This window comes from Cupriavidus sp. Agwp_2 (assembly GCF_040784895.1).
GTDB lineage: Bacteria > Pseudomonadota > Gammaproteobacteria > Burkholderiales > Burkholderiaceae > Cupriavidus.
The window spans coordinates 1,496,521-1,515,986 of the sequence record NZ_CP088084.1 but is presented as its reverse complement, the minus strand read 5'-3'; the positions used below and the strand labels follow the sequence as shown (position 1 = coordinate 1,515,986).

Here is a 19,466-nt window from a genome sequence, read left to right as displayed (position 1 = left end):
GGCCGCAATTTACGCGGCCCTGTGTCCATGACCGGTCAAACCAACATGCCAGCCGCTCGCCGCAATACCACAGCCGCCGCCGCACCCGCCGGAAAGGCAACCGCCACCCCCACTGCGCCGCGCCGTCGCGGCCGCCCGCCCAAGACCGATTCGCCTATCGGCGCCGAGCCGATGCTGAGCCGTGTCGCCATCCTGCAGCATGCGATCAAGCTGACCAAGTCCATGCCGCTGGACCAGATCTCGATGGTGCAGCTGGCCAAGGATTTCGGCGTGGCGCCGGGGTTGATCCACTACTACCTCGGGGGGCGTGACCAACTGGTGTCTGGTGTACTCAACGACTACTACCGCCAGCGGGTTGGCGTGCTGCCGTCGTTGACTGGCGACTGGCGTGCGGATGTGGAGGGGATTGCGCGGCTGAGTTTCGAAGTTGCCGTGGAGAATCCCGGGGTCAGTATCTACGTCGCGTCGCATAACCGGTATCGCTTGTTCCAGGAAGTGGAGCCGGGGGAAACCGATTACGGGATGGAGTTCTTCAACCGGATGACGTCGGCCATCATGCAGGGTGGTTTTACTGCCGAGCAGGTGGCGCTTGGCTATCACCTGATTGCGCAGTATCTGGTGTCGGCCAGCATGGCCGAGGCCTCGCGGCAGTTGCCGGCTTATCACCAGGCCTTTATCGAGAAGAAGCTGGAGTCGGCTTCCGAACTGCAATATCCGGGAGCGCGGTTCGTCAGCAAGGCGTTTTCGCGGTTGACTTCCGATGTGGCGTTTGAGGAAGGGCTGCGGATTACGCTGGATGGGATTGAGGGGTGGAAGGTTAGTGGGAGGGGTGTTGTGGTCAAGAGGGCCAGGAAGAAGGTTGCTTGAGGTTTGTGGCCTGGCGGCCGGCATCTGGTAGCAGTTGATATGCCCTGTTCCGCCCTGAAGGGCGGGTAACTTTTTGTCCGAGCGACAAAAAGTCACCAAAAAGCGCGTTTACTGCCCTGGGCGGGCGGCCACTCTTATCGTAGTGCGCGCGAGCTTTCGTACGGGGCTGGGCGTCGTTGCAGGGCAGGACTGCCTGACGCCATGGTGCGCCACGGTGGCTCGGGATTGACGCAGTTTTTGAACGAGCCCAGAGCTGTTGGGTGGCCCCTGCTGCTAGCGGCGTGGTAGGAACGCCTGCGGCTGCGCAGCGCGCGGGTCCTAGTTGGTCAGCTGGGCTTGGCGACAGGGCGATCGACTACGAAGGTCTTGGCTCGCCCCAGCGAATTGGCTGGCATTACTTCGTAGGGGCTCCGGCCCTCTCCCCCGGCCCCTCTCCCGCAGGCGGGAGAGGGGAGCAAACAGGCGGGCAGGGCTAGGCGCTGAGCCCATCGGCGCTAGCGCCAAGCGAGCGCAGCGACGCGTTCCGTGCCAGGGCCGCTGACCTGAGATGCTGCCGGCGCGCAGCGCAGCCGTAGGCGTTCCTATGTTGACGCTCGCAGCCGGGGCCACCCACAGCTCTGGGCTCGTTCAAACATCGCTTCAATCCCAGCGCACCGTGGCGCACCACGGCGGCAGGCAGCCCTGCTATGTGAGGAAGCCAAGCCCCGTACGAAAGCCCCAGCACACTACGATAAGAGTGGCCGCCCGCAGGGCAGTAAACGCGCTTTCTGGTGACTCTTTGTCGCTCGGACAAAGAGTTACCCGCCCTCAGGGCGGAACCGGGCGATCAAATAGCTACCAGATGCCAGCCGCCAGGCACACGGCAGACAGCACACGGCACTAGGGACATAGTGGTAACCCCTTATTTGATACACAAACAATTAATCTAAAATTAATTGCCAGTATGTCAAATAAAGACGTCCTCGTCCCGCCGCCCTGCATCAGACCCTTGACGACGAGACGCCACACCACACACGGGAGACAACCATGAACCGCCGCACCAGCCTGAGGCTGCTTGTAGCAACCAGCCTGACCGTCGCGGCCGCGGCCGCAGCCGCAACCGCCGCCCCCTATCCAGAAAAAATAGTCCGCATCGTCGTCCCCTCCATCGCCGGCAGCGCCCCCGACATCATCGCCCGCCAGGTCGCCGAACGCCTGACCGCAGTCTGGAAGCAACAAGTCATCGTAGAAAACAAGCCAGGCGGCAACGGCATCGTCGCCATGAGCGCCTTGAAGCAATCCGCGCCGGACGGCTACACGCTAGGCATCTTCCACGCCGCCGCAGCCGTCACCACCCCGGTGATGTACAAGGAAGCCAGGTTCGACATCCAGCGCGACACCGAAGTCGCGGCAACACTGGCCTACACGCCAATGATGTTCGTCGCCGACCCCAAGTCCGGCTTCACGACCCTCGCGGAAGTGCTGAAAGCCGGCAAGGCACGCCCGGACGACGTCACCATCGGCAGCCCCACGCGCGGCTCAGTCCCGCACCTGACCGCTGAAATGATGGGCCAGCTGCAGCAGGCACGCTTCCGCCAGGTCAGTTTCAGCGGCACCACGCAGGCGATCCAGGCCGTGGTCAAGGGCGATGTGCCGGTCTATGTCGACGGCATCGCACCGCTGGTACCGCTGGTGCGCAGCGGCCGCCTCAAGGCGCTGGCGGTGACCGCCGACACCACGCTGCCCGGGCTCGAAGGGATACCCCTTGCGAGGGACGTAGCCCCCGGCCTGGTGGCAAAGGGCTGGTTCGCCGTGTTCGCGCCCAAGGGCACCCCCGCGGCCGCGCTCGACGCGATCAACACCGCGGTCGGCACCGTGCTGTCGCAGCCTGTCTTCGTCGAGCGGCTGAAGGAGCTGGGCACCTACCCGATGCCTCAGAACCGCCAGCAGGGCGAACGCTTCGTGCAGGCAGAGAAGGTGCGCTGGGAAAAAGTCATCCGTGACGCCGGCGTCAAGGCCGAATAAGCACCCGGCGCACCGCAACCCATCCCGCTACAGCACATTCACATCCGCCGTGCCTGCCGCCACTTCAAGCACCCGCGTGCTTGCGGTAGCCGGCAGCGCCGGCGCGACCCCGCCGCTGATGGACTTCATCGTATGGAACGCGCAGCTGAGCTTGTCCGCCGTCAGCGTCACCAGCGCATACCCTTCCGCATTGGTGTCGGCATGGCGAATCCACGGGTTGAACGCGCGCAAAGTGGTATCGAACGCGTTCACCAGCACGCCGCCGACATCGCTGTAGACCAGCTCGCGCAACGCGGCAAAAGCCTGGTCGTTGTCGACGATGGCGCGGAACGAACTCAGCAGCGTGTTGCTCGACACGCCCGCGGTCACCAGGTCGACCATCACCGGCGTGGGCGAAGCCGCATCGTAGTCGTCCATCACCTGGCCGCCGAAGAACGCATGGATGTCGCCACTCAGCGCCACCATGTTGCGCACGCCGTTGGCCTTCAGGAACGCCATCAGGTTCTTGCGCTCGGCGTTGTAGCCATCCCACTGGTCGGCATTGAGGATAAAGCGGTCGAGCAGCGCGATCGCCGGCAGGCGGCTTTCGATCAGCGGCCGGATGTTGGCGTCGAAGGCCGCCGCGTCGATGCCTGCCTGCGACAGCAGGTTGCGCAGCGCGGTGTACGCCAGTCCGGCATAGGAGCCGGCGGCCTTGGCCGCGGCCAGATCGCTTTCCAGCGCACTGGCGATGGCCGACTGCAGCGATGCCAGCGCGCTATTGGCCTGCACCAAGGCCCGCGCGATCAGATCGGCGATGGCCTTGGTGATGTCGACCTGCATGCGCATGAGCGACAGCTGGTTGCCCCACAGCTTCCACGTGGTATTGGCGCCGCCGACGCGGTCCTGCCACCACGCGCGCTGCGCGTCGCCGAGCATCGACACCGGCGTCAGCGCATTGCCGGCATCGCTGATCTTCTGCGCCTCGGTGGAGGCCAGCGTGGCGGCGGGAACGAAGTACAGGCTGCCGACCGCGCGGCCAGTCGATTCCTCCGCGATGATGTGGTCGGCGCGGTACAGCCGTTCGTCGGTCATCAACAGCGTGGCCAGGTTGCCGAAGGTGAAGGCCCGGTAGATCTGGATGTTCTGGAACGACGGGTTGCTCGTGTCGAGGCTGACGTCGGCGGGCAGGTATTCGAACCACGCCTGGCTGGCGGCGCGCCGGCGCGCGGTGTGTGGCGTGAGGTCGTCGTCCGAGTCGTAGGTCTGGCGGTCCTGCCAGCAGTTGTCCGAGAACTCGTGGTCGTCCCAGATCGCGATCATGGGGAAGGCCGCGTGCAGCGCCTGCAAGCGCGTATCGCTGCGGTAGCTGCGGTACAGGTAGCGGTAGTCGTCGAGCGTGGTGGCGTAGACGCTGCCATCCGGCAGCACCGTGCCGTTGGGCAGCTGCAGCGCGGCGTGGCGGTCTTCCACCAGTCCGGCGCGTGAGCCGCCGGGCACGGCTTCGTAGATGTAGTCGCCCACGTGGACGATAAAGTCCAGGTCCTGTTCCACCAGCTCTTCCATGCCGGCCCAGTGGTTGGCATTCCAGTCCTGGCAACTGACAAAGGCGAAGCGCAGTTGCGCCAGCGGCGTGCCCGCGGCTGCTGCGGTGCGCGTGCGGCCTGCGGTGCTGGGGCGGTTGCCGAGCAGGAAGCGGTAGTAGTAGCGAGTGCCGGCGGTCAGGCCCGTGACCTTGTTGCGAATGGTGTAGTCCCATTCCGGAAGGGCCATCAGCGGCTGGTTGACCACCAGCGATTGCGGCGGGAAGTCCTGCTGCGTCGAGACTTGCAGCCGCACCACCACGGGCCGCTTGCCGTTGCTGCCTTCAACGCGGGTCCACACCACTACGCTGTCAGGCTTTGGGTCGCCCGAGGCGACGCCGTGTACGAAATTGAAGTTTTCCGGATTGCCCGTGTCGGGCTCATCGTCGTCGCCACCACCGCCGCCGCAGGCAGCCAGGCCGCCGGTGGCGATCGTGACGGTCATGAAACTTCCCCACTTCAGGAACTGGCGTCGATCCATGATTGCTCTCCTTCTCTCGGGTTGCGGAGCACAGCCGCGGCCCGGACGCCGGAGAGGGCATCATTTTTTGTGGGAGACGTGACTGCTTGTTGCATGGATACTAGTGGCCGGTCTCTGTCTTCGCTGTCGGTGATGCGCCGACATCGATATAGGAGAAGGACGACTGATGCCGAGAGGCGTTGTGCTCGGCCTTTCCAGTCATCCATGGCGTCAGGACGCGATCTCCGCAGCGACGCAATGATTCATCAACGACCGGCTAGGGCACGTCGCGCTGCGGCGCGCCGTCGTAGGTCCACAGGAACTGCCGCGGGATCGGTCCCTTGTTGCGCCCGCCCTGGCAGGTCTGCTCCCACGCGTGCGCGAGGATGCCGACCGAACGCGACAGGCAGAACAGGCCGCGCGCCAGCGGGGCAGGGAAGCCGAGCTCGGCATAGATCACGGCAGTGGCACCGTCGATATTCATCGGAATGGGCTTGCTGCGCCCGGCGGACAGTGCCTGCTCGATGGCACGCGCGATCGACGCATAGCGCCCCGTGACGACGCCATCGGCCGCGGCTTGTTCCACCAGCGCGAGCAGGCGCGGTGCGCGCGGGTCGACCGGATGGAAGCGGTGACCAAATCCGGAGACAAACTTGCCATGCAGGTCGCGATAGCCATGCAGCGCCGCGGCCACGGCATCGTCCATGCTGCTGCCGGCGTCGATGCGCGCGCCGACATCCTCATACAGCGCCACCGCCTGTTCGCCCGCGCCGCCATGCACGTCGCCCAGCACGTTGACCGCCGACGCCATTGCATTGTTCAGCCCCACGCCGCAGGTCGCCGCCATGCGCGCGATGGCAATGCTCGGTGCCTGCGGACCGTGGTCGACGGCGGCCATCAGCGCCGCGTCAAGCAACTCTCCCTGTCCCGGGCCAGGCAGTTCGCCGCGCAGCATCAGCCAGATCATCTGCGCAAACGAGACGCGTCCGATCAGCTGCTCGATGGGATAGCCGCGGTAGCGGATCTCGCCGGGCTTCATGTCGATGATGCCGGTATGCCACCAGTCCTGCGACAGGCGCTGGCCCGGCTCCATGTCTTGTTCGCCGGCGTTGGGATGTTGGCCGATGCCGCTCATATTGCGCGCTCCTGGCTGAGTTGATCGATGTCCGTGCTGCTGTAGCCCAGGCTTTCCAGCACCTGGCGCGTGTGCTGGCCCAGTTCTGGCGGCGGCGTGTCCACTGCCGGCGCCTCGCGGTTGAGCTTGAAGCCGGTGCGCACCACGCGGATGTCGCGGCCCACGCCTGGCACTTCGGCAAATTCGCCGATCATGCCGCGGTCGCGCACTTGCGGATGCGCCAGCGTGTCGGGCACGCCCAGCACCGGACCGGCCGGGACCCCGGCGGCGTTCAGCAGCGGCCACCATTCGGTGGCGGGCCTGGTTGCCAGCTCGGCTTCCAGCGCGTCGGTCAGGGCCGCGCGGTTGGCCAGGCGCGCCTGCCGCTGCGCGAAGCGCGCATCGCCAGCCAGTTCGGGACGGCCGACCACGCGGCACACCGCTTCAAACTGTTCCTGCTTGTTGGCGGCGATATTGAGCAGCCCGTCGCCGGTGCGGAAGGTGCCCGACGGGCTGGCGGTCATGTTCTCGTTGCCCATCGGCACCGGGGCCTTGCCGGCGATCAGGTGGTTGGAGACCACCCAGCCCATGGTGGCGAGCGTGGCCTCCAGCATCGACACGTCGATGAAATAGCCCTCGGTGCGCTGGTGATCCGCCAGCGCCGCCGCCACGGCAAGCGCCGCGGTCAGTCCGCCAATGGTGTCGGACACCGGATAGCCCACGCGGTAGGGCGCCGTCTCCGGATCGCCGGTGATGCTCATCACGCCTGACATGCCCTGGATGATCTGGTCGTACGCCGGCAGCTCCGCCAGCGGCCCGTCCTGGCCGAAGCCGGAGATCGCGCAGTAGATCAGCCGCGGGTTCTCCTGTCTGAGCGTTTCGTAGCCCAGGCCGAGCCGGTCCATCACGCCGGGGCGGAAGTTTTCGACCAACACGTCGGCGCTGCGTACCAGCTTGCGGAACACTTCGTTGCCGCGCGCGTGCTTGAGGTTGATGGTCACGGACTGCTTGCCCGGGTTCTGGGCCAGGAACGAGACGCCCATCAGGCGCTGGTTCAGCTCGGCATCCGCGCCAAGCTGGCGCGCCAGGTCGCCGGTACCCGGCGTTTCCACCTTGATGACCTCGGCGCCAAGATGCGCGAGCTGGTGGCAGCAGAACGGGCCGGCCAGCACGTTGGTGAGGTCGAGCACGCGGATGTTACGCAAGGGTTTTTGCATGGCGTTGGTGTCTGGTCCGTTGTTCGACGATTCAACTATTCGACGCGCGCGCCGGACTGGCGCACGATCTCGCCCCAGCGCGTGTTCTCGCTCTGGATAAAGGCGCCGAGCTCTTTGGCGGTGCCGCCGCGAGGTTCGCTGCCTTCTTCACGCAGCTTGCTCACCGTGTCCGGCTGCGCCAGCGCCTTGTTGACCTCGGCATTCAGCCGCGCCACCACCTCGGGCGGCGTGCCGGCGGGCGCCACCAGCGCCTTCCAGTCTTCCGCCTGGAAGCCTGCGTAGCCCGACTCTGCAATGGTAGGCACGGCGGACAGCAATGGCAGGCGTTTGGCCGATGTCACTGCCAGGGCCCGGATCTTGCCGGCCTTGATCATCGGCATGGCGATCGGCGGCGTGGCGAAATAGAAGTCGGTCTGCCCGCCCATCAGGTCGGTCAGGGCCGGCGAGGCGCCCTTGTACGGCACATGCAGCGTCTTGATGCCGGCGCGCCGTGCGAACATTTCACCGGTCAGGTGCCCGACCGTGCCCGTGCCGGCCGAAGCCATCGACAACTGCTTCGCCTTCGCTGCCGCCACGAGGTCTGCAACAGTCTTGTAGGGAGCGTCGTTACGTACGATCAGCACCACCGGCTGCGCCGCCACCAGCGCCACCGGCGCGAAGTCCTTCAGCGCGTTGTAGGGCATCTTCGGATACAGCGTGGGATTGATCGCCAGGTTGGCGGTCTGCCCCATGCCCAGGGTATAGCCATCGGGCCTGGCCTTGGCCACGCCGTCCATGCCGATGTTGCCGCCCGCACCCGCGCGGTTCTCCACCACCACGTTCCACTTTGTCGCCATGCCGATCTTGTTGAAGACCAGTCGCGACAGCACGTCGGTGCCGCCCGCCGGCGGGAAGGGCACGATCAGGCGGACCGGCTGCGCGGGATAGGCGTCGGCGGCATGGGCGACGCCGGCACCTGCGGCAAGCAGCGCAGGCAGCGCGCAGCAGGCAACGGTGCGCATCAGGGCCCGCACAGGCGCGGCAAGTATCGGGGAACGCATGGAATGGGTGGAACGGAGCGAACGGCGGGTCATGGAGTCTCCTGTCTGATGGAACCGGCAGGCCTGATCTCTTCAGTTGGCGCCGGTTTTGTTCCTTCTGATAGAACTGTGTTCTATGGAGAAGAACTTTAGAGCCAGAATAGAGAGAAACTAATCCGAGTAAACCCGATGATTTCGAAAAAATGTGAAACCTGTGTTCTACTAGGCAGAACTCTGGCCGCTCTGCAACCATGGAAGACAAGCAACCCGCCCACTCCGCCGGCGCCCCCGATACCTCCAGCGGCGTCGCCGTGCTGGACCGCGCCTTCGCCATCCTCGGCGCCTTCGGACCGACCGACGAGCGCCTGTCGCTGACCGAACTGTCGCGCCGCACCGACCTGTACAAGAGCACCGTGCTGCGCCTGCTGGCGGCGCTGGAGCATGGCGGCTATATCCGCAAGCTCGACGACGGCCAGTACGCAATCGGGCCACAGCCGCTGCGGCTGGCGGCGATCTACCAGCGCTCGTTCCGCGTCGGCCCGGTGATCGAGCCGCTGCTGGAGCAGGTCAGCCGCGAACTGGGCGAAACCTCATCGTTCTACGTGCGCCAGGGCGACCAGCGGCTGGTGCTCTACCGTGTGGAGCCGGCGCGTGCGGTGCGCGTTTCCATTGGCGTTGGCGACGCCTTCCCGGTCGACCGCGGCGCCTCGGGCAAATTGCTGCGCGCCTTCACTGAACCCGGCGACGAGCGCTGGAGCGAGGTGCGGGCGCGGCTATGGGCGGCGTCGTATGGCGAGCGCGATGCCGAGACCGCCTCGGCCTCGGTGCCGGTGTTCGGCGCCACCGGCGAGCTGGTGGGCGCGCTGACCTTGTCGGGCCCGAAGCAACGGCTGGCCGCGGCGCCGACAATGTACGCGGCAGTGGCGACCTTGCTCAAGGTCGCGCGGCAGGCCACCGCGGTGCTGGGCGGCAATGGCGCGCGCTACGATCAGGGCATCGCGCAGCTGAGCATGGAGCAGATCATGGCCAGCGGCGCGACCGGCGCCGGCGACGCGGACTAGCTGGCGTCACGCGGGCTTGCGCCTATTCGGACAGCTCGCAGAAGCGCAGCCGGTTGCCGAACGGATCCGCCACCTGCAGTTGCCGGCCCCAGCCGAGCGTCTCGACGCCGGGGCGCGCATACGCGTAGTCCCTGGCCGACAACTCGCGGTGCAGCGCATCGATGTCCTGCATTGGCACGAATACCGTCGATCCGGGCGTGGCGTCGCCGTAGTGCTCGCTGAGGTGCAGCGTCAGGCCGGAGCGCCTGACCTGCATGTACAACGGGAACCCTTCTTGGAACCCTTCTTCGAAGCGATGCTCCCAGTCCACCGTGAAGCCGAGGAAATCCAGGTAGAACTCGCGGGCCTTGTCGACCGAGAAGATGCGCAGGATCGGGATGGCGGGGGACAGTTGCATGGCATTGGCCTCGTCATGGAAACAGTTGGCGGAAAAGGGATTGCCGGATCATAGGCCATGCTTGCCGATTCGCGCTGGATGCATAAGCAACCGCGACATTGTTCGTTGGCTTGCGGCGCGCCCGTGACTATGCTGGCCCTCTTTGCCATTGCCCGGAGTGCCGCCATGAATCCCCGTTACAACGCCCGCCGCCGCCAGTTGCTCGCGGCCACAGCCGCCGCGGGCGTTGCCGCCGCGGCCGGCGCCTGGACCGGCACCGCCCGCGCGCAGGGACAGCCGACGCCGCTGCGCATCGGCTACCAGAAGTCCTCCACGCTGATGATCCTGCTGAAGTCGCGGCAGACGCTGGAGAAAGCGCTGGCACCGAAGGGCGTGGCAGTGCAGTGGTATGAATTCACCTCAGGCCTGCCGCTGCTGGAGGCGCTGAACCTCGGCAACCTCGACCTCAGCGCGGACGTGGCCGATGCGGTGCCGCCTTTCGCATTGGCCGCGGGCGCGGACCTGACCTATTACGCCAGCGAGACCCCCTCGCCGCAGGCGCAGGCCATCGTCGTACGCGGCGATTCGCCGATCCGTGAAGTGGCACAGCTCAAGGGCCAGCGCGTGGCGTTTGCCAAGGGTGCCGGTGCGCACTACCTTGTGCTCGAAGCGCTGGCGCGCGCGGGCCTGTCGATCCGGGATATCGACCCGGTGTACCTGAGTCCGGCCGATGCGCGCGCGGCCTTCGAGCGCGGCAGCGTGGCGGCGTGGGCGATCTGGGATCCGTTCCTGGCGGCGGTGCAGCGCCAGGCCAATGCGCGGGTGCTGCGCGATGGCGACGGACTGGCCAGCTACCGCCGCTTCTACCTGGCCGCCACGCCGTATGCGCGTGCGCATGCGGAGGTGCTCAACGTGGTCTTCGACGCGCTGCGCGACGCCGGCGAGTGGGTCAAGCGCAATCCGGCCGAGGCGGCGCGATGGCATGCGCCACTGATCGGGCTGGATGCGGCCACGGTCGAGGCCGCCAACGCGCGCCGCAGCTACGCGGTGCGCACCGTCGACGGCGCGGCGCTGGCCGAGCAGCAGCGCATTGCCGACGCCTTCACCGCGCAGCAGATCCTGCCGCGCAAGGTCGCGATCTCCGGCTCGCCGGTCTGGCGCAAGGCTTGACCGACTTCGGCTGCGCTGTCAGGGCGCAGCCGCACCCTTCGCATTAGCCCGTCACTGCGCAGGCACCCGCGTTCAACGCCGGTGCCTGCGCTGCTTTTCGCGCCTCCGTTCCCGCATCTTCCTCGCTGCAGCAGCGTGTCTCACGGGCGCGGCCCCGCATGCGTCTCCATGTCTTCAATGTCTCGGCATAACGGCGTAACGGCGTAACGGCGTAACGGCGTAACGGCGATCCCTGACGTGTCGGAAGCGGCTGCCGTGCCGTCCGATTCCTAAGGAATAACCCTTGGGTGCCGAAAAATATATCACGACATGATGTATTGTTCGGGGCTCCGGAAGCGGGCGCCACCGCAATGGCGCCTTCTGTCGCCCCCCAGCTTCAAGGATCCTGCATGCGCATACGCAAACAAACCGACTTCTTGTCCGGCCTGATGTTCATCGTCGTCGGCCTTAGTTTTTCTTTCGTCGCCCGTGGCTACTCCATGGGCACCGCCGCCCGGATGGGCCCCGGATACTTCCCGTTCTGGCTTGGCATCGTGCTTGCGCTGCTCGGCGCCGTGGTGGCGTTCGGCGCCATGTCGAAAGAAGGAGAGGCCGATCGCATGGCCCGCTGGGACATCAAGACGCTGCTGTGGATCCTCGGCTCGGTCGTGCTGTTCGGCCTCGTGCTCAAGGCGCTGGGCATGGTGCTGTCGGTGCTGGCGCTGGTGCTGGTGTCGTCGATGGCCAGCCATGAATTCACGTGGAAGGGCGCCATCCTGAACGCGGTGGTGCTGGTGGCGATCAGCACGGTCGCCTTTGTCTACGGCATCAACCTGCAGATGCCGGTGTGGCCGGCGATCTTCACCAACTAGGAGACACCGATGGAACTGCTCAGTCATCTCGCACTCGGGTTCTCCACGGCGTTGTCGCTGCAGAACCTCGCCTATGCCTTCCTCGGCTGCGTGCTCGGCACGCTGATCGGCGTGCTGCCGGGGCTGGGGCCGCTGGCCACCATCGCCATGCTGCTGCCGATCACCTACACGCTGCCGCCGGTGGCCGCGCTGATCATGCTGGCCGGCATCTACTACGGCGCGCAGTATGGCGGCTCGACCACGGCCATCCTGGTCAACCTGCCGGGCGAGTCGTCGGCGGTGGTGACTACGCTGGACGGCTACCAGATGGCGCGGCGCGGCCGGGCCGGCGTGGCGCTCGCCACGGCGGGCATTGGCTCGTTCTTCGCCGGCAGCGTGGCCACCTTGATCCTGGCCGCATTCGCCACGCCGCTGTCGGAGCTGGCATTCAAGTTCGGTGCCGCCGAGTATTTCTCGCTGATGGTGCTCGGGCTGATCGGTGCCGTGGTGCTGGCGTCGGGCTCGCTGGTCAAGGCGGTGGCGATGATCGTGCTGGGCCTGCTGCTCGGGCTGGTCGGCACCGACGTGAACTCGGGCGCAGCGCGCTTCTCGTTCGACGTGCCGGAACTGACCGACGGCATCAGCATCACGGCGCTCGCGATGGGCTTGTTCGGCTTCGCCGAGATCATCGCCAACCTGGAGCAGAAGGAGCACCGCGAGACCTTTACCGACCGCGTAACCGGTCTGTTCCCGAACAAGGAAGACTTCAGGCGCATGATCCCCGCTGTGCTGCGCGGCACGCTACTGGGCTCTTCGCTGGGCATCCTGCCGGGCGGCGGCGCGTCGCTGGCGTCCTTTGCCGCGTATTCGCTGGAGAAAAAGACATCGAAGCATCCGCAGGAATTCGGCAAGGGCGCGATCGAAGGCGTCGCAGGCCCTGAGTCGGCTAACAATGCCGCGGCGCAGACGTCATTCATCCCGCTGCTGACGCTGGGCATCCCGCCCAATGCGGTGATGGCGCTGATGGTGGGCGCGATGACGATCCACAACATCCAGCCGGGCCCGCAGGTGATGACCAGCAACCCCGCGCTGTTCTGGGGGCTGATCGCCTCGATGTGGATCGGCAACCTGATGCTGGTGGTGCTGAACCTGCCGCTGATCGGCATCTGGGTCAAGCTGCTGACCGTGCCGTACCGCTTCCTCTACCCGGCGATCCTGGTGTTCTGCAGCATCGGCGTCTATTCGGTCAACAACACGGTGTTCGATGTCTTCGCCGCGGCCGCGTGCGGCCTGATCGGCTACATCTTCCACAAGCTGCGCTGCGAACCCGCGCCGCTGCTGCTGGGCTTCGTGCTGGGGCCGATGATGGAGGAGAACTTCCGCCGCACCTTGCTGCTGTCGCGCGGGGACTTCTCGGTGTTCACCACGCGGCCGCTGTCGCTGGGCTTGCTGGTGGCCGCCGCGGCGCTGGTGGCGGTGGTGGCGCTGCCGTCGATCAAGGCAAAGCGGGAAGAGGCCTTCCAGGAGGAATAGGCAAGCCGCCATTCGCGCGGGCGGCGCTACGTGGCGAGACCCTCGCCCGCGCCGGCCAGGCTTGCGATCCGGTCCGCCAGCCACATCAGCCCGGCATCGCTGTCCCGCGCCGTGGTCCAGGCCGCTAGCACGGTGAAGTCGGGCAGTGGCACCGGCGATGGCAACTGTCGCAGCCCCGCGCTGGCACACCACTGGTCCGCCAGCACCGCCGGCACTGTAGCCAGCGCGGCGATGCCATGCAGGATGGCGGGCACGCTGGCGAAGCGCGCGCTGCTGTAGCGCACCTCGCGGGCATGTCCTTGCGTGGCCAGCCATGCGTCGGCGGCACTGTCGAAGCCGCCGCGATACGACACCAGCACGTGGGGAAAGCGCAGGTAGTCGGCTAGCGACAGGCGGCCACCGTCCTGCAGCGGCGCTGCCCCATACACGCAGCGAAAGCCCATGCTGCGCACATCGCGCTCGCGACGCCACGCCGGGCCCTTGGCAAACGGCCCGACACCCAGGTCCATTTCCCCGCGCTCCAGCATGTCGGTGCCGCGGAACGGATCGGTCGGTACGATCGCCAGCCGCACCCGCGGCGCATGCACCGCCAGGCACGCCAGCAGGGGCGGCGCCAGCCACAGTTCGATCCAGTCCGGCATGCCGATGACAAAGGTCCGGTCCGACGCCAGCGGATCGAATTCACGCCGCTGCAGCAGTGCGGCCTCGATCTCGGCAAGCGCCGGCAACAGGCGCCGCTCCAGTTCCAGCGCGCGCGCCGTCGGTGCCATGCCATGTGTGCTGCGGACCAGCAGGGGATCGTCGAACAGTTCGCGCAACCGGGCCAGCGCACCGCTGACCGCCGGCTGCCCGAGATGCAGGTGTTCAGCGGCGCGCGAAACGCTGCGCTCGCGCAGCAGCACGGACAGCGTCACCAGCAGGTTCAGGTCGACACCGCGAAAATGGCTTTCCTTGATTTGCATGCCTCGCTATCTCCTGCGGCAAGTCCGTCGGCGCGTCACGGCAGCGCCGGCGTGGTGGCGGGCGCGCGACGGTGCCGGGTTTGCTGCTCGAACGCGACCGCCATGGCCAGCAGCGCCGCGTCGCTGCCCGCTGGACCCAGCCACGAAACGCCGGCCGGTACGCCCGTCTCGACAAAGCCCATCGGCACGCTGACCTCCGGCATGCCGGAGGTGCTGGCGATGTGCATCGCTGCCAGCGGCTGCGCTGCCCGGCAGTGGTAGGTGGCGTCAGCCATGTCGTAGCGGGGCGAGGCGGGACACGCAAGCGTCGGAAAGACCAACGCATCCACGCGATGCGAATGCATGATGTCGTCGAGCAGGTGGCGCAGGCAACGGGCCGTGGCCGCGTCGATCCGGGGCGGCAGGCCTCGGGTCTCGCATGCGTGGCGCAAGGCGGCAAGCGTCAGCGGGTTGACTTCGCGCCCGTCGTCTTCACGCCGCTCCTGAAGGCTTGCCAGCAGTGCGGCGGCACTGCGCGGCACGGCGCTGCCTGCCAGCCGCAGGTAGCGGTCGAGGCCCGGCACCCATTCGGCGCGCGTAATGTCGTCCAGCAGGTCGGCGTAAAGCGTCAGTGCGGAGATTGGCAGGCGCACTGGGACCGCGTGGGCGCCGCCGGCCTGCATTGCCGCCACGGCAGCGTCGAACAGCGCATCGATCTCATCATTGCCGCCCGCGAAGTCGGTCACGATACCCAGCCGGCGTCCGGCCAATGTGGCCAGCGTGGCCGGCGCGCCGAAGCCCTGGCCTGGCGCCAGCACGTCCATCACCAGCGCCACGTCGGCCGCGCTGCGGCCCAGCGGCCCGACGGTGTCGAACGAGGCCGCCAGCGGCAGTACGCCGGCGTTGTCGAGCAATCCGTGGGTTGGCCGCAGGCCGGCCAGCGCATGCACGCAAGCGGGGCCGCGCACCGAGCCGAAGGTATCGGTGCCCAGGCCGAAGGCCGCAAGGCTGGCCGCGACCGCCGCGCCGCTGCCGCTGCTGGAACCGCTGGCATTGCGCGAGAGCCGGTAGGGGTTGAGCGTCAGTCCGTTGGCCGAACTGTAGCCGAAACGGCCGTTGGAAGCGGCCAGTTCAGACATATTGGCCTTGGCCAGCACGATCGCGCCGGCCGCGCGCAGCCGTGCCACGCATGCCGCATCGGCTGGCGGGTACGCCTGGCTCAGAGCCGCGCATCCGGCCGTGGTCGGCATGCCGGCCGTGTCGATGTTGTCCTTGACCACCATGGGGATGCCGTGCAGCGCACTGCGCGGACCTTGCGTGCGGAGTTCCTCGTCCAGCGCGCGGGCTTCCCGCATGGCGGACGGGTTCACTTCGCTGATCGCGTTCAGGCAGGGCCCGGCGCGGTCGTAGGCAGCAATGCGGGCGAGGCAGCCACCCACCAGCGCCTGCGCCGAGATGCGGCGGGAGCGCATGGCGTCGGCGAGCGCTGCCAGCGATGTTTCGAACGGGTCGACGGCAGCACGCGATAGCGTGTCATGCGCGGGCCATGCGGAGTGCGGTAAGGAAGTCATGGGCGGTCCTGCGGTTTGTTTGCATAGTGGCTGCTCCGGGCTGGTCCGGCAATGGATGTTTCTTCCCACGTTCTTTCCTTCCCGGAATGAATCGACGACAATGCCGGCACCTCGCTGGCCGGCGCGCAATTGCAGCCCGGCTTCCTCCACGACCTACCGACCTGCGCCTGCGCCATGAAGAGCACCACCGGACGCCACCTGCCTGCGCTGGCCAACCTGATCGCGCTGGAAACCACGGCCCGCGTTGGCAGCGTCACGGGCGCGGCCGACGAGCTGTGCCTGACGCAAAGCGCGGTCAGCAAGCAGATCACCGAGCTGGAAGACTATCTCGGCACACGCATGCTGAATCGCCGCAAGGGCGCGGTGGCCCCGACGCCGGCTGGAGAGGAATTCCTGGCGAGCGTGCGCAAGGCGCTGGCCCTGATCGAGGAAGCGACGCTTGAAGTGCAGTCCGGCCGCACCGCCGGCGGGCGCCTTAACCTGTCGGTGCCGGTCTCGCTGGGCAATATCTGGCTGTTGCCGCGGCTGCTGCGCTTCGCCAAGGAGCAGCCGCACATCCAGCTCAACGTCACCACCAAGGTCGGGCCGGTAGACCTGGAGAGCACCGGGCTCGATGCGGCGATCATGTACTGCGCCGGCCCGCCGCCGCGCCATTTTTCGCTCAAGGTCATGCCGCTGGAGCTGTATCCGGTGTGCGCGCCGGAGCTGCTCGGCGCCGGTGTGTCGTTGGCCAAGGCGATCAGGCGACTGCCCTTGCTGCACCAGAACGCCGCGCTGGAGGCGTGGCCCAGTTACCTGCAACAAGCGGGATTCCGGGTCGCGCATCCGGACGATGGCCCGCGCTACGGCCTGCTGACCATGGGCCTGCAGGCTGCGCTGAGCGGCATGGGGCTGGCGCTGCTGCCCGACTACGTGGCCGGAGACGACATCCGCGCCGGCCGGCTGCTGCGCCTGGCGACGCAACCCTATGTCTCGCCCAAGGCTTACTACTTCATCTGCCCGGAACACAAGCGCGACGGCCCCGCGATGCAGACCTTTATCGCGTGGCTGCAGCAACAGAGCGCCGACGACCGCGCGGCTCCCTGAGCGCAGAGGCCGGCGGCATGCCGGCACGCCTCATTGCGCCGAGCGCGCGTTCACCAGCGTCGAGCCGACGAAGCGCCCGGGGCGGGCGTCCAGCGGCGCACCGTCGCGCAGGGTCGCCTGCCCGGCAACGAACACATGGCGCACGCCGACCGAAGGCTGCTGCGGATCGTCGAAGGTGGCGCGGTCCTGGATCGTTGCCGGATCGAACACGGTGATGTCCGCGACATGGCCGGCGCGCAGTTCGCCGCGCCGTTCCAGCCCGAAGCGCTGCGCCGCCAGCCCGGTCATCTTGTGCACCGCTCGTTCCAGCGGAAACAGGCCCAGGTCGCGCGAGTACAGGCCCAGCACGCGCGGGAAAGTGCCCCACAGGCGCGGGTGCGGGGTCTCGTCCGAAGGAATGCCGTCCGATCCGATCATGGTGTCGGGGTAGGCCAGGATGTCGCGCACGTCGGCCTCGTCCATGATGAAGTAGACGGCGCCACCGGGCACCAGTGCCTGCGCCACCTCATGGCGCGAGCGGCCCCATTCCTGCGCCAGGTCTTCCAGGTAGCGCCCGGCGGCTTCAGGATGGGTGGCCGACCACGTGATCAGGATGCGGTCGCATTGCGTGACCCGCTCGGGCCGCAGCATGGTCGACGAAGCTGCGTACGGGTAGCAATCCAGGCACAGCGGCATGGTCTGGGCATGTTCGCGCACCTGCGCGAGCGTGGCGCGGCTGCGGCCGTGGTTCTGCTTGCCGACCAGCTTGTGGTGCGAGATCACGGTGGACACCCCCAGCGCCTTGCCGATGCGCGCGGTCTCGTCGATCGACTCGGCGATCTTGTCGCTCTCGTCGCGGATATGCGCGACCAGCACGCCGCCGAGGCGCCGCATCGGCTCGCACATGCGCACGATCTCGTCCTCGGGCGCCGCCGCCGAAGGCGGATAGAAGGTGCCGGTCGAGACCCCGATCGCGCCCTCTCGCAGCGCCGCTTCTACGTCCTGGCGCATCTGTTCGATTTCCGCGTCGCTGGCGGCCAAGCCGAGCTGGGGCACATGCCGCGCACGCAGCGTCGACTGGCCCACCAGCACTGCCACATTGACCGCTGCCGGGCTGGCGGCGAACGCTTCGCGGTAAGCGCGCACGGAGTCGAAGCGGTAGCCGCCGCGCATGATGTCCAGCGGCGCCGGCGGGATGCTGTCGGTCACCAGCGGGAACAGGCTGATGCCGCAGTTGCCGGCGATGATGGTGGTGACGCCCTGCGTTACCTTGGGCAGCATGCCGGGAGACTCGAACACCATCCAGTCGTCGTGGGTGTGGGTGTCGATAAAGCCGGGCGCGACGATCAGTCCGGCGGCATCCACTTCAGCGTCCGCACGCGCGGCGCCGAGGTCGCCGATCGCCGCGATCGCGCCGTCGGCAATGGCTACGTCAGCGGTGCGGCGTGGCGCGCCGGTGCCATCGATCACGTCGCCGTTGCGGATGATGAGGTCATAGAGCCTGGTCATGTCGGTCTCCTCGCTCAATCGACCCTGGCGCCGCTCTTGCGGACCAGTTCGCCGAACTTGACGGTTTCGGACGCGATCAGCGCCTGGAAATCGCGCGCGCTGCCACCGAGCGGCTCGAACGAAAGCTTGTCCAGTTGCGCCCGGAAGCCCGGATCGCGGATCACTGCGTTGACCTCGCGGTTCAGCCGCTCGATGGCCTCGGCCGGCGTTCCCGGCGCCGCCACCAGGCCTGCCCAGGCGGTCAGCTCGTAGCCCTTGAGGCCGGCTTCGGCCATGGTTGGCAGGTCGGGGAATTGCGGCGAGCGCTTGCTCGACGTGACCGCCAGCGCGCGCACGCGGTTCGCGCTCACGTACGGGCCGATCGACGGCACGTTGTCGAACATCAGCTGCACGTTGTTGCCGACCAGGTCTTGCAGCGCCGGCGTGCTGCCCTTGTAAGGCACGTGCATGATGTTGAGGTTGGTCATGACCTTGAACAACTCGCCGCCGAGGTGGCTGGTGGTGCCGTTGCCGGCCGAGCCCATCGACAGCTTGCCCGGGTTGGCGCGAGCATAGGCCACCAGTTCCTGCGTGGACCGCACCGGCAATGACGGGTTGACCGCCAGGATATTGAAGGTCGTGACCAGGCCGACGATGGGAACCAGCTTGTCCGGGTCGTACGGTAGCCGGCTGTACAGGAAGCGGTTGGTCGCCAGCGTGGCGTTGTTGCCATAGCCGATGGTGTAGCCATCCGCCGGTGCCGCAAGCAGCGCCTGCATGCCGATATTGCCGCCCGCGCCGGGGCGGTTCTCCACCACCACCGCCTGGCCCAGGCGCCGCGACAGGGCATCGCCGAACAGGCGCGCGACGATGTCCGGCGCGCCGCCCGGCGCGGTCGGCACGATCAGGCGCACCGGCTTCTCCGGCCACTCCGCCTGTGCCGCGCCGGGCACGCATGCCACAACGCCGAGGACCCCGGCGGCCAGGGCCTGCATTGCAAACTTCTTCATGTGCTGTCTCCCCTCGTTGGTGGTGTTTCCGGGATTGAGTATCAGCGACGGTGATTGGCCGGCCTATTGAAGTTTCGTGGACCATTGTTTCCGTGGCGGAATGCATGGCGCTTACGGCACTGCGCGGCGGGGGTGGCAGCAGAACGCGATATCGTCCCCCCCGATACCCGCGATCATG

General features: G+C 67.2%; 16 protein-coding genes. 7 read left to right on the top strand and 9 right to left on the bottom strand.

Annotation, left to right across the window (positions count from 1 at the left end; genetic code table 11):
- Positions 1-27 precede the first annotated feature (27 nt).
- Positions 28-867, top strand: a complete 840-nt coding sequence (locus tag LPA45_RS24585; protein ID WP_233528079.1) for a TetR/AcrR family transcriptional regulator — start codon at positions 28-30, stop codon at positions 865-867.
- A gap of 1,026 nt (positions 868-1,893) precedes the next feature.
- Positions 1,894-2,871, top strand: coding sequence for a tripartite tricarboxylate transporter substrate binding protein (locus LPA45_RS24580; protein ID WP_116318775.1), 978 nt, complete (start codon positions 1,894-1,896; stop codon positions 2,869-2,871).
- A gap of 27 nt (positions 2,872-2,898) precedes the next feature.
- Here the strand turns inward: LPA45_RS24580 and LPA45_RS24575 are convergent, their stop codons facing one another.
- The 4 genes from LPA45_RS24575 to LPA45_RS24560 all read right to left on the bottom strand — a co-directional run bounded on the left by LPA45_RS24575 (position 2,899) and on the right by LPA45_RS24560 (position 8,225).
- A complete protein-coding gene (locus LPA45_RS24575) occupies positions 2,899-4,914 on the bottom strand; it encodes an alkaline phosphatase (RefSeq protein WP_317921439.1) in 2,016 nt (671 codons plus the stop codon).
- A gap of 256 nt (positions 4,915-5,170) precedes the next feature.
- Positions 5,171-6,028: a citryl-CoA lyase gene (locus LPA45_RS24570; protein WP_317921441.1), complete on the bottom strand. Its 858-nt coding sequence runs from the start codon at positions 6,026-6,028 to the stop codon at positions 5,171-5,173.
- Entirely contained in the window at positions 6,025-7,224 is a 1,200-nt protein-coding gene (locus LPA45_RS24565) for a CaiB/BaiF CoA-transferase family protein (protein WP_317921442.1), read from the bottom strand. The genes LPA45_RS24570 and LPA45_RS24565 overlap by 4 nt, the downstream gene beginning before the upstream one ends.
- A 35-nt stretch (positions 7,225-7,259) precedes the next feature.
- Positions 7,260-8,225 (bottom strand): tripartite tricarboxylate transporter substrate binding protein, encoded by a 966-nt coding sequence (locus tag LPA45_RS24560; RefSeq protein ID WP_116318947.1) that lies wholly within the window; start codon positions 8,223-8,225, stop codon positions 7,260-7,262.
- Positions 8,226-8,494: 269 nt separating this feature from the next.
- Here LPA45_RS24560 and LPA45_RS24555 point away from each other — a divergent pair, with 269 nt between their 5' ends.
- Positions 8,495-9,304, top strand: a complete 810-nt coding sequence (locus LPA45_RS24555; protein ID WP_116318772.1) for an IclR family transcriptional regulator — start codon at positions 8,495-8,497, stop codon at positions 9,302-9,304.
- A gap of 22 nt (positions 9,305-9,326) precedes the next feature.
- Here LPA45_RS24555 and LPA45_RS24550 read toward each other — a convergent pair whose 3' ends face one another.
- Entirely contained in the window at positions 9,327-9,701 is a 375-nt protein-coding gene (locus tag LPA45_RS24550; RefSeq protein WP_317921444.1) for a glyoxalase superfamily protein, read from the bottom strand.
- A gap of 165 nt (positions 9,702-9,866) precedes the next feature.
- On the opposite strand from LPA45_RS24550, the gene LPA45_RS24545 reads away from it, so the two are divergent.
- From LPA45_RS24545 to LPA45_RS24535, 3 genes are all read left to right on the top strand, one after another.
- Positions 9,867-10,850 (top strand): aliphatic sulfonate ABC transporter substrate-binding protein, encoded by a 984-nt coding sequence (locus tag LPA45_RS24545; RefSeq protein WP_317921445.1) that lies wholly within the window; start codon positions 9,867-9,869, stop codon positions 10,848-10,850.
- 389 nt (positions 10,851-11,239) lie between these two features.
- Positions 11,240-11,701, top strand: a complete 462-nt coding sequence (locus LPA45_RS24540) for a tripartite tricarboxylate transporter TctB family protein (protein WP_116318769.1) — start codon at positions 11,240-11,242, stop codon at positions 11,699-11,701.
- Positions 11,702-11,710: 9 nt separating this feature from the next.
- Positions 11,711-13,213 (top strand): tripartite tricarboxylate transporter permease, encoded by a 1,503-nt coding sequence (locus LPA45_RS24535; RefSeq protein ID WP_317921447.1) that lies wholly within the window; start codon positions 11,711-11,713, stop codon positions 13,211-13,213.
- A 26-nt stretch (positions 13,214-13,239) separates the two neighbouring features.
- Here LPA45_RS24535 and LPA45_RS24530 read toward each other — a convergent pair whose 3' ends face one another.
- Both LPA45_RS24530 and LPA45_RS24525 read right to left on the bottom strand, forming a co-directional pair.
- Positions 13,240-14,175, bottom strand: coding sequence for a LysR family transcriptional regulator (locus LPA45_RS24530; RefSeq protein ID WP_317921449.1), 936 nt, complete (start codon positions 14,173-14,175; stop codon positions 13,240-13,242).
- Positions 14,176-14,210: 35 nt separating this feature from the next.
- Complete coding sequence (locus tag LPA45_RS24525) at positions 14,211-15,725, bottom strand: amidase family protein (RefSeq protein WP_317921451.1); 1,515 nt, start codon at positions 15,723-15,725, stop codon at positions 14,211-14,213.
- A 174-nt stretch (positions 15,726-15,899) separates the two neighbouring features.
- On the opposite strand from LPA45_RS24525, the gene LPA45_RS24520 reads away from it, so the two are divergent.
- Positions 15,900-16,811 (top strand): LysR substrate-binding domain-containing protein, encoded by a 912-nt coding sequence (locus LPA45_RS24520; RefSeq protein WP_116318766.1) that lies wholly within the window; start codon positions 15,900-15,902, stop codon positions 16,809-16,811.
- A 30-nt stretch (positions 16,812-16,841) separates the two neighbouring features.
- Here the strand turns inward: LPA45_RS24520 and LPA45_RS24515 are convergent, their stop codons facing one another.
- Both LPA45_RS24515 and LPA45_RS24510 read right to left on the bottom strand, forming a co-directional pair.
- The gene (locus tag LPA45_RS24515) at positions 16,842-18,299 is read right to left on the bottom strand and encodes an amidohydrolase family protein (protein ID WP_317921452.1); all 1,458 of its coding nucleotides are present in this window, start codon (positions 18,297-18,299) and stop codon (positions 16,842-16,844) included.
- A 14-nt stretch (positions 18,300-18,313) separates the two neighbouring features.
- Positions 18,314-19,288, bottom strand: coding sequence for a tripartite tricarboxylate transporter substrate binding protein (locus LPA45_RS24510; RefSeq protein ID WP_317921453.1), 975 nt, complete (start codon positions 19,286-19,288; stop codon positions 18,314-18,316).
- Positions 19,289-19,466: the final 178 nt, after the last annotated feature.

Bases quoted from the DNA above. Each gene is read 5' to 3' on its own strand.
- LPA45_RS24585 (WP_233528079.1), top strand. From the start codon at position 28: ATGACCGGTCAAACCAACATGCCAGCCGCTCGCCGCAATACCACAGCC.
- LPA45_RS24580 (WP_116318775.1), top strand. From the start codon at position 1,894: ATGAACCGCCGCACCAGCCTGAGGCTGCTTGTAGCAACCAGCCTGACC.
- LPA45_RS24575 (WP_317921439.1), bottom strand. From the start codon at position 4,914: ATGGATCGACGCCAGTTCCTGAAGTGGGGAAGTTTCATGACCGTCACG.
- LPA45_RS24570 (WP_317921441.1), bottom strand. From the start codon at position 6,028: ATGAGCGGCATCGGCCAACATCCCAACGCCGGCGAACAAGACATGGAG.
- LPA45_RS24565 (WP_317921442.1), bottom strand. From the start codon at position 7,224: ATGCAAAAACCCTTGCGTAACATCCGCGTGCTCGACCTCACCAACGTG.
- LPA45_RS24560 (WP_116318947.1), bottom strand. From the start codon at position 8,225: ATGCGCACCGTTGCCTGCTGCGCGCTGCCTGCGCTGCTTGCCGCAGGT.
- LPA45_RS24555 (WP_116318772.1), top strand. From the start codon at position 8,495: ATGGAAGACAAGCAACCCGCCCACTCCGCCGGCGCCCCCGATACCTCC.
- LPA45_RS24550 (WP_317921444.1), bottom strand. From the start codon at position 9,701: ATGCAACTGTCCCCCGCCATCCCGATCCTGCGCATCTTCTCGGTCGAC.
- LPA45_RS24545 (WP_317921445.1), top strand. From the start codon at position 9,867: ATGAATCCCCGTTACAACGCCCGCCGCCGCCAGTTGCTCGCGGCCACA.
- LPA45_RS24540 (WP_116318769.1), top strand. From the start codon at position 11,240: ATGCGCATACGCAAACAAACCGACTTCTTGTCCGGCCTGATGTTCATC.
- LPA45_RS24535 (WP_317921447.1), top strand. From the start codon at position 11,711: ATGGAACTGCTCAGTCATCTCGCACTCGGGTTCTCCACGGCGTTGTCG.
- LPA45_RS24530 (WP_317921449.1), bottom strand. From the start codon at position 14,175: ATGCAAATCAAGGAAAGCCATTTTCGCGGTGTCGACCTGAACCTGCTG.
- LPA45_RS24525 (WP_317921451.1), bottom strand. From the start codon at position 15,725: ATGACTTCCTTACCGCACTCCGCATGGCCCGCGCATGACACGCTATCG.
- LPA45_RS24520 (WP_116318766.1), top strand. From the start codon at position 15,900: ATGAAGAGCACCACCGGACGCCACCTGCCTGCGCTGGCCAACCTGATC.
- LPA45_RS24515 (WP_317921452.1), bottom strand. From the start codon at position 18,299: ATGACCAGGCTCTATGACCTCATCATCCGCAACGGCGACGTGATCGAT.
- LPA45_RS24510 (WP_317921453.1), bottom strand. From the start codon at position 19,288: ATGAAGAAGTTTGCAATGCAGGCCCTGGCCGCCGGGGTCCTCGGCGTT.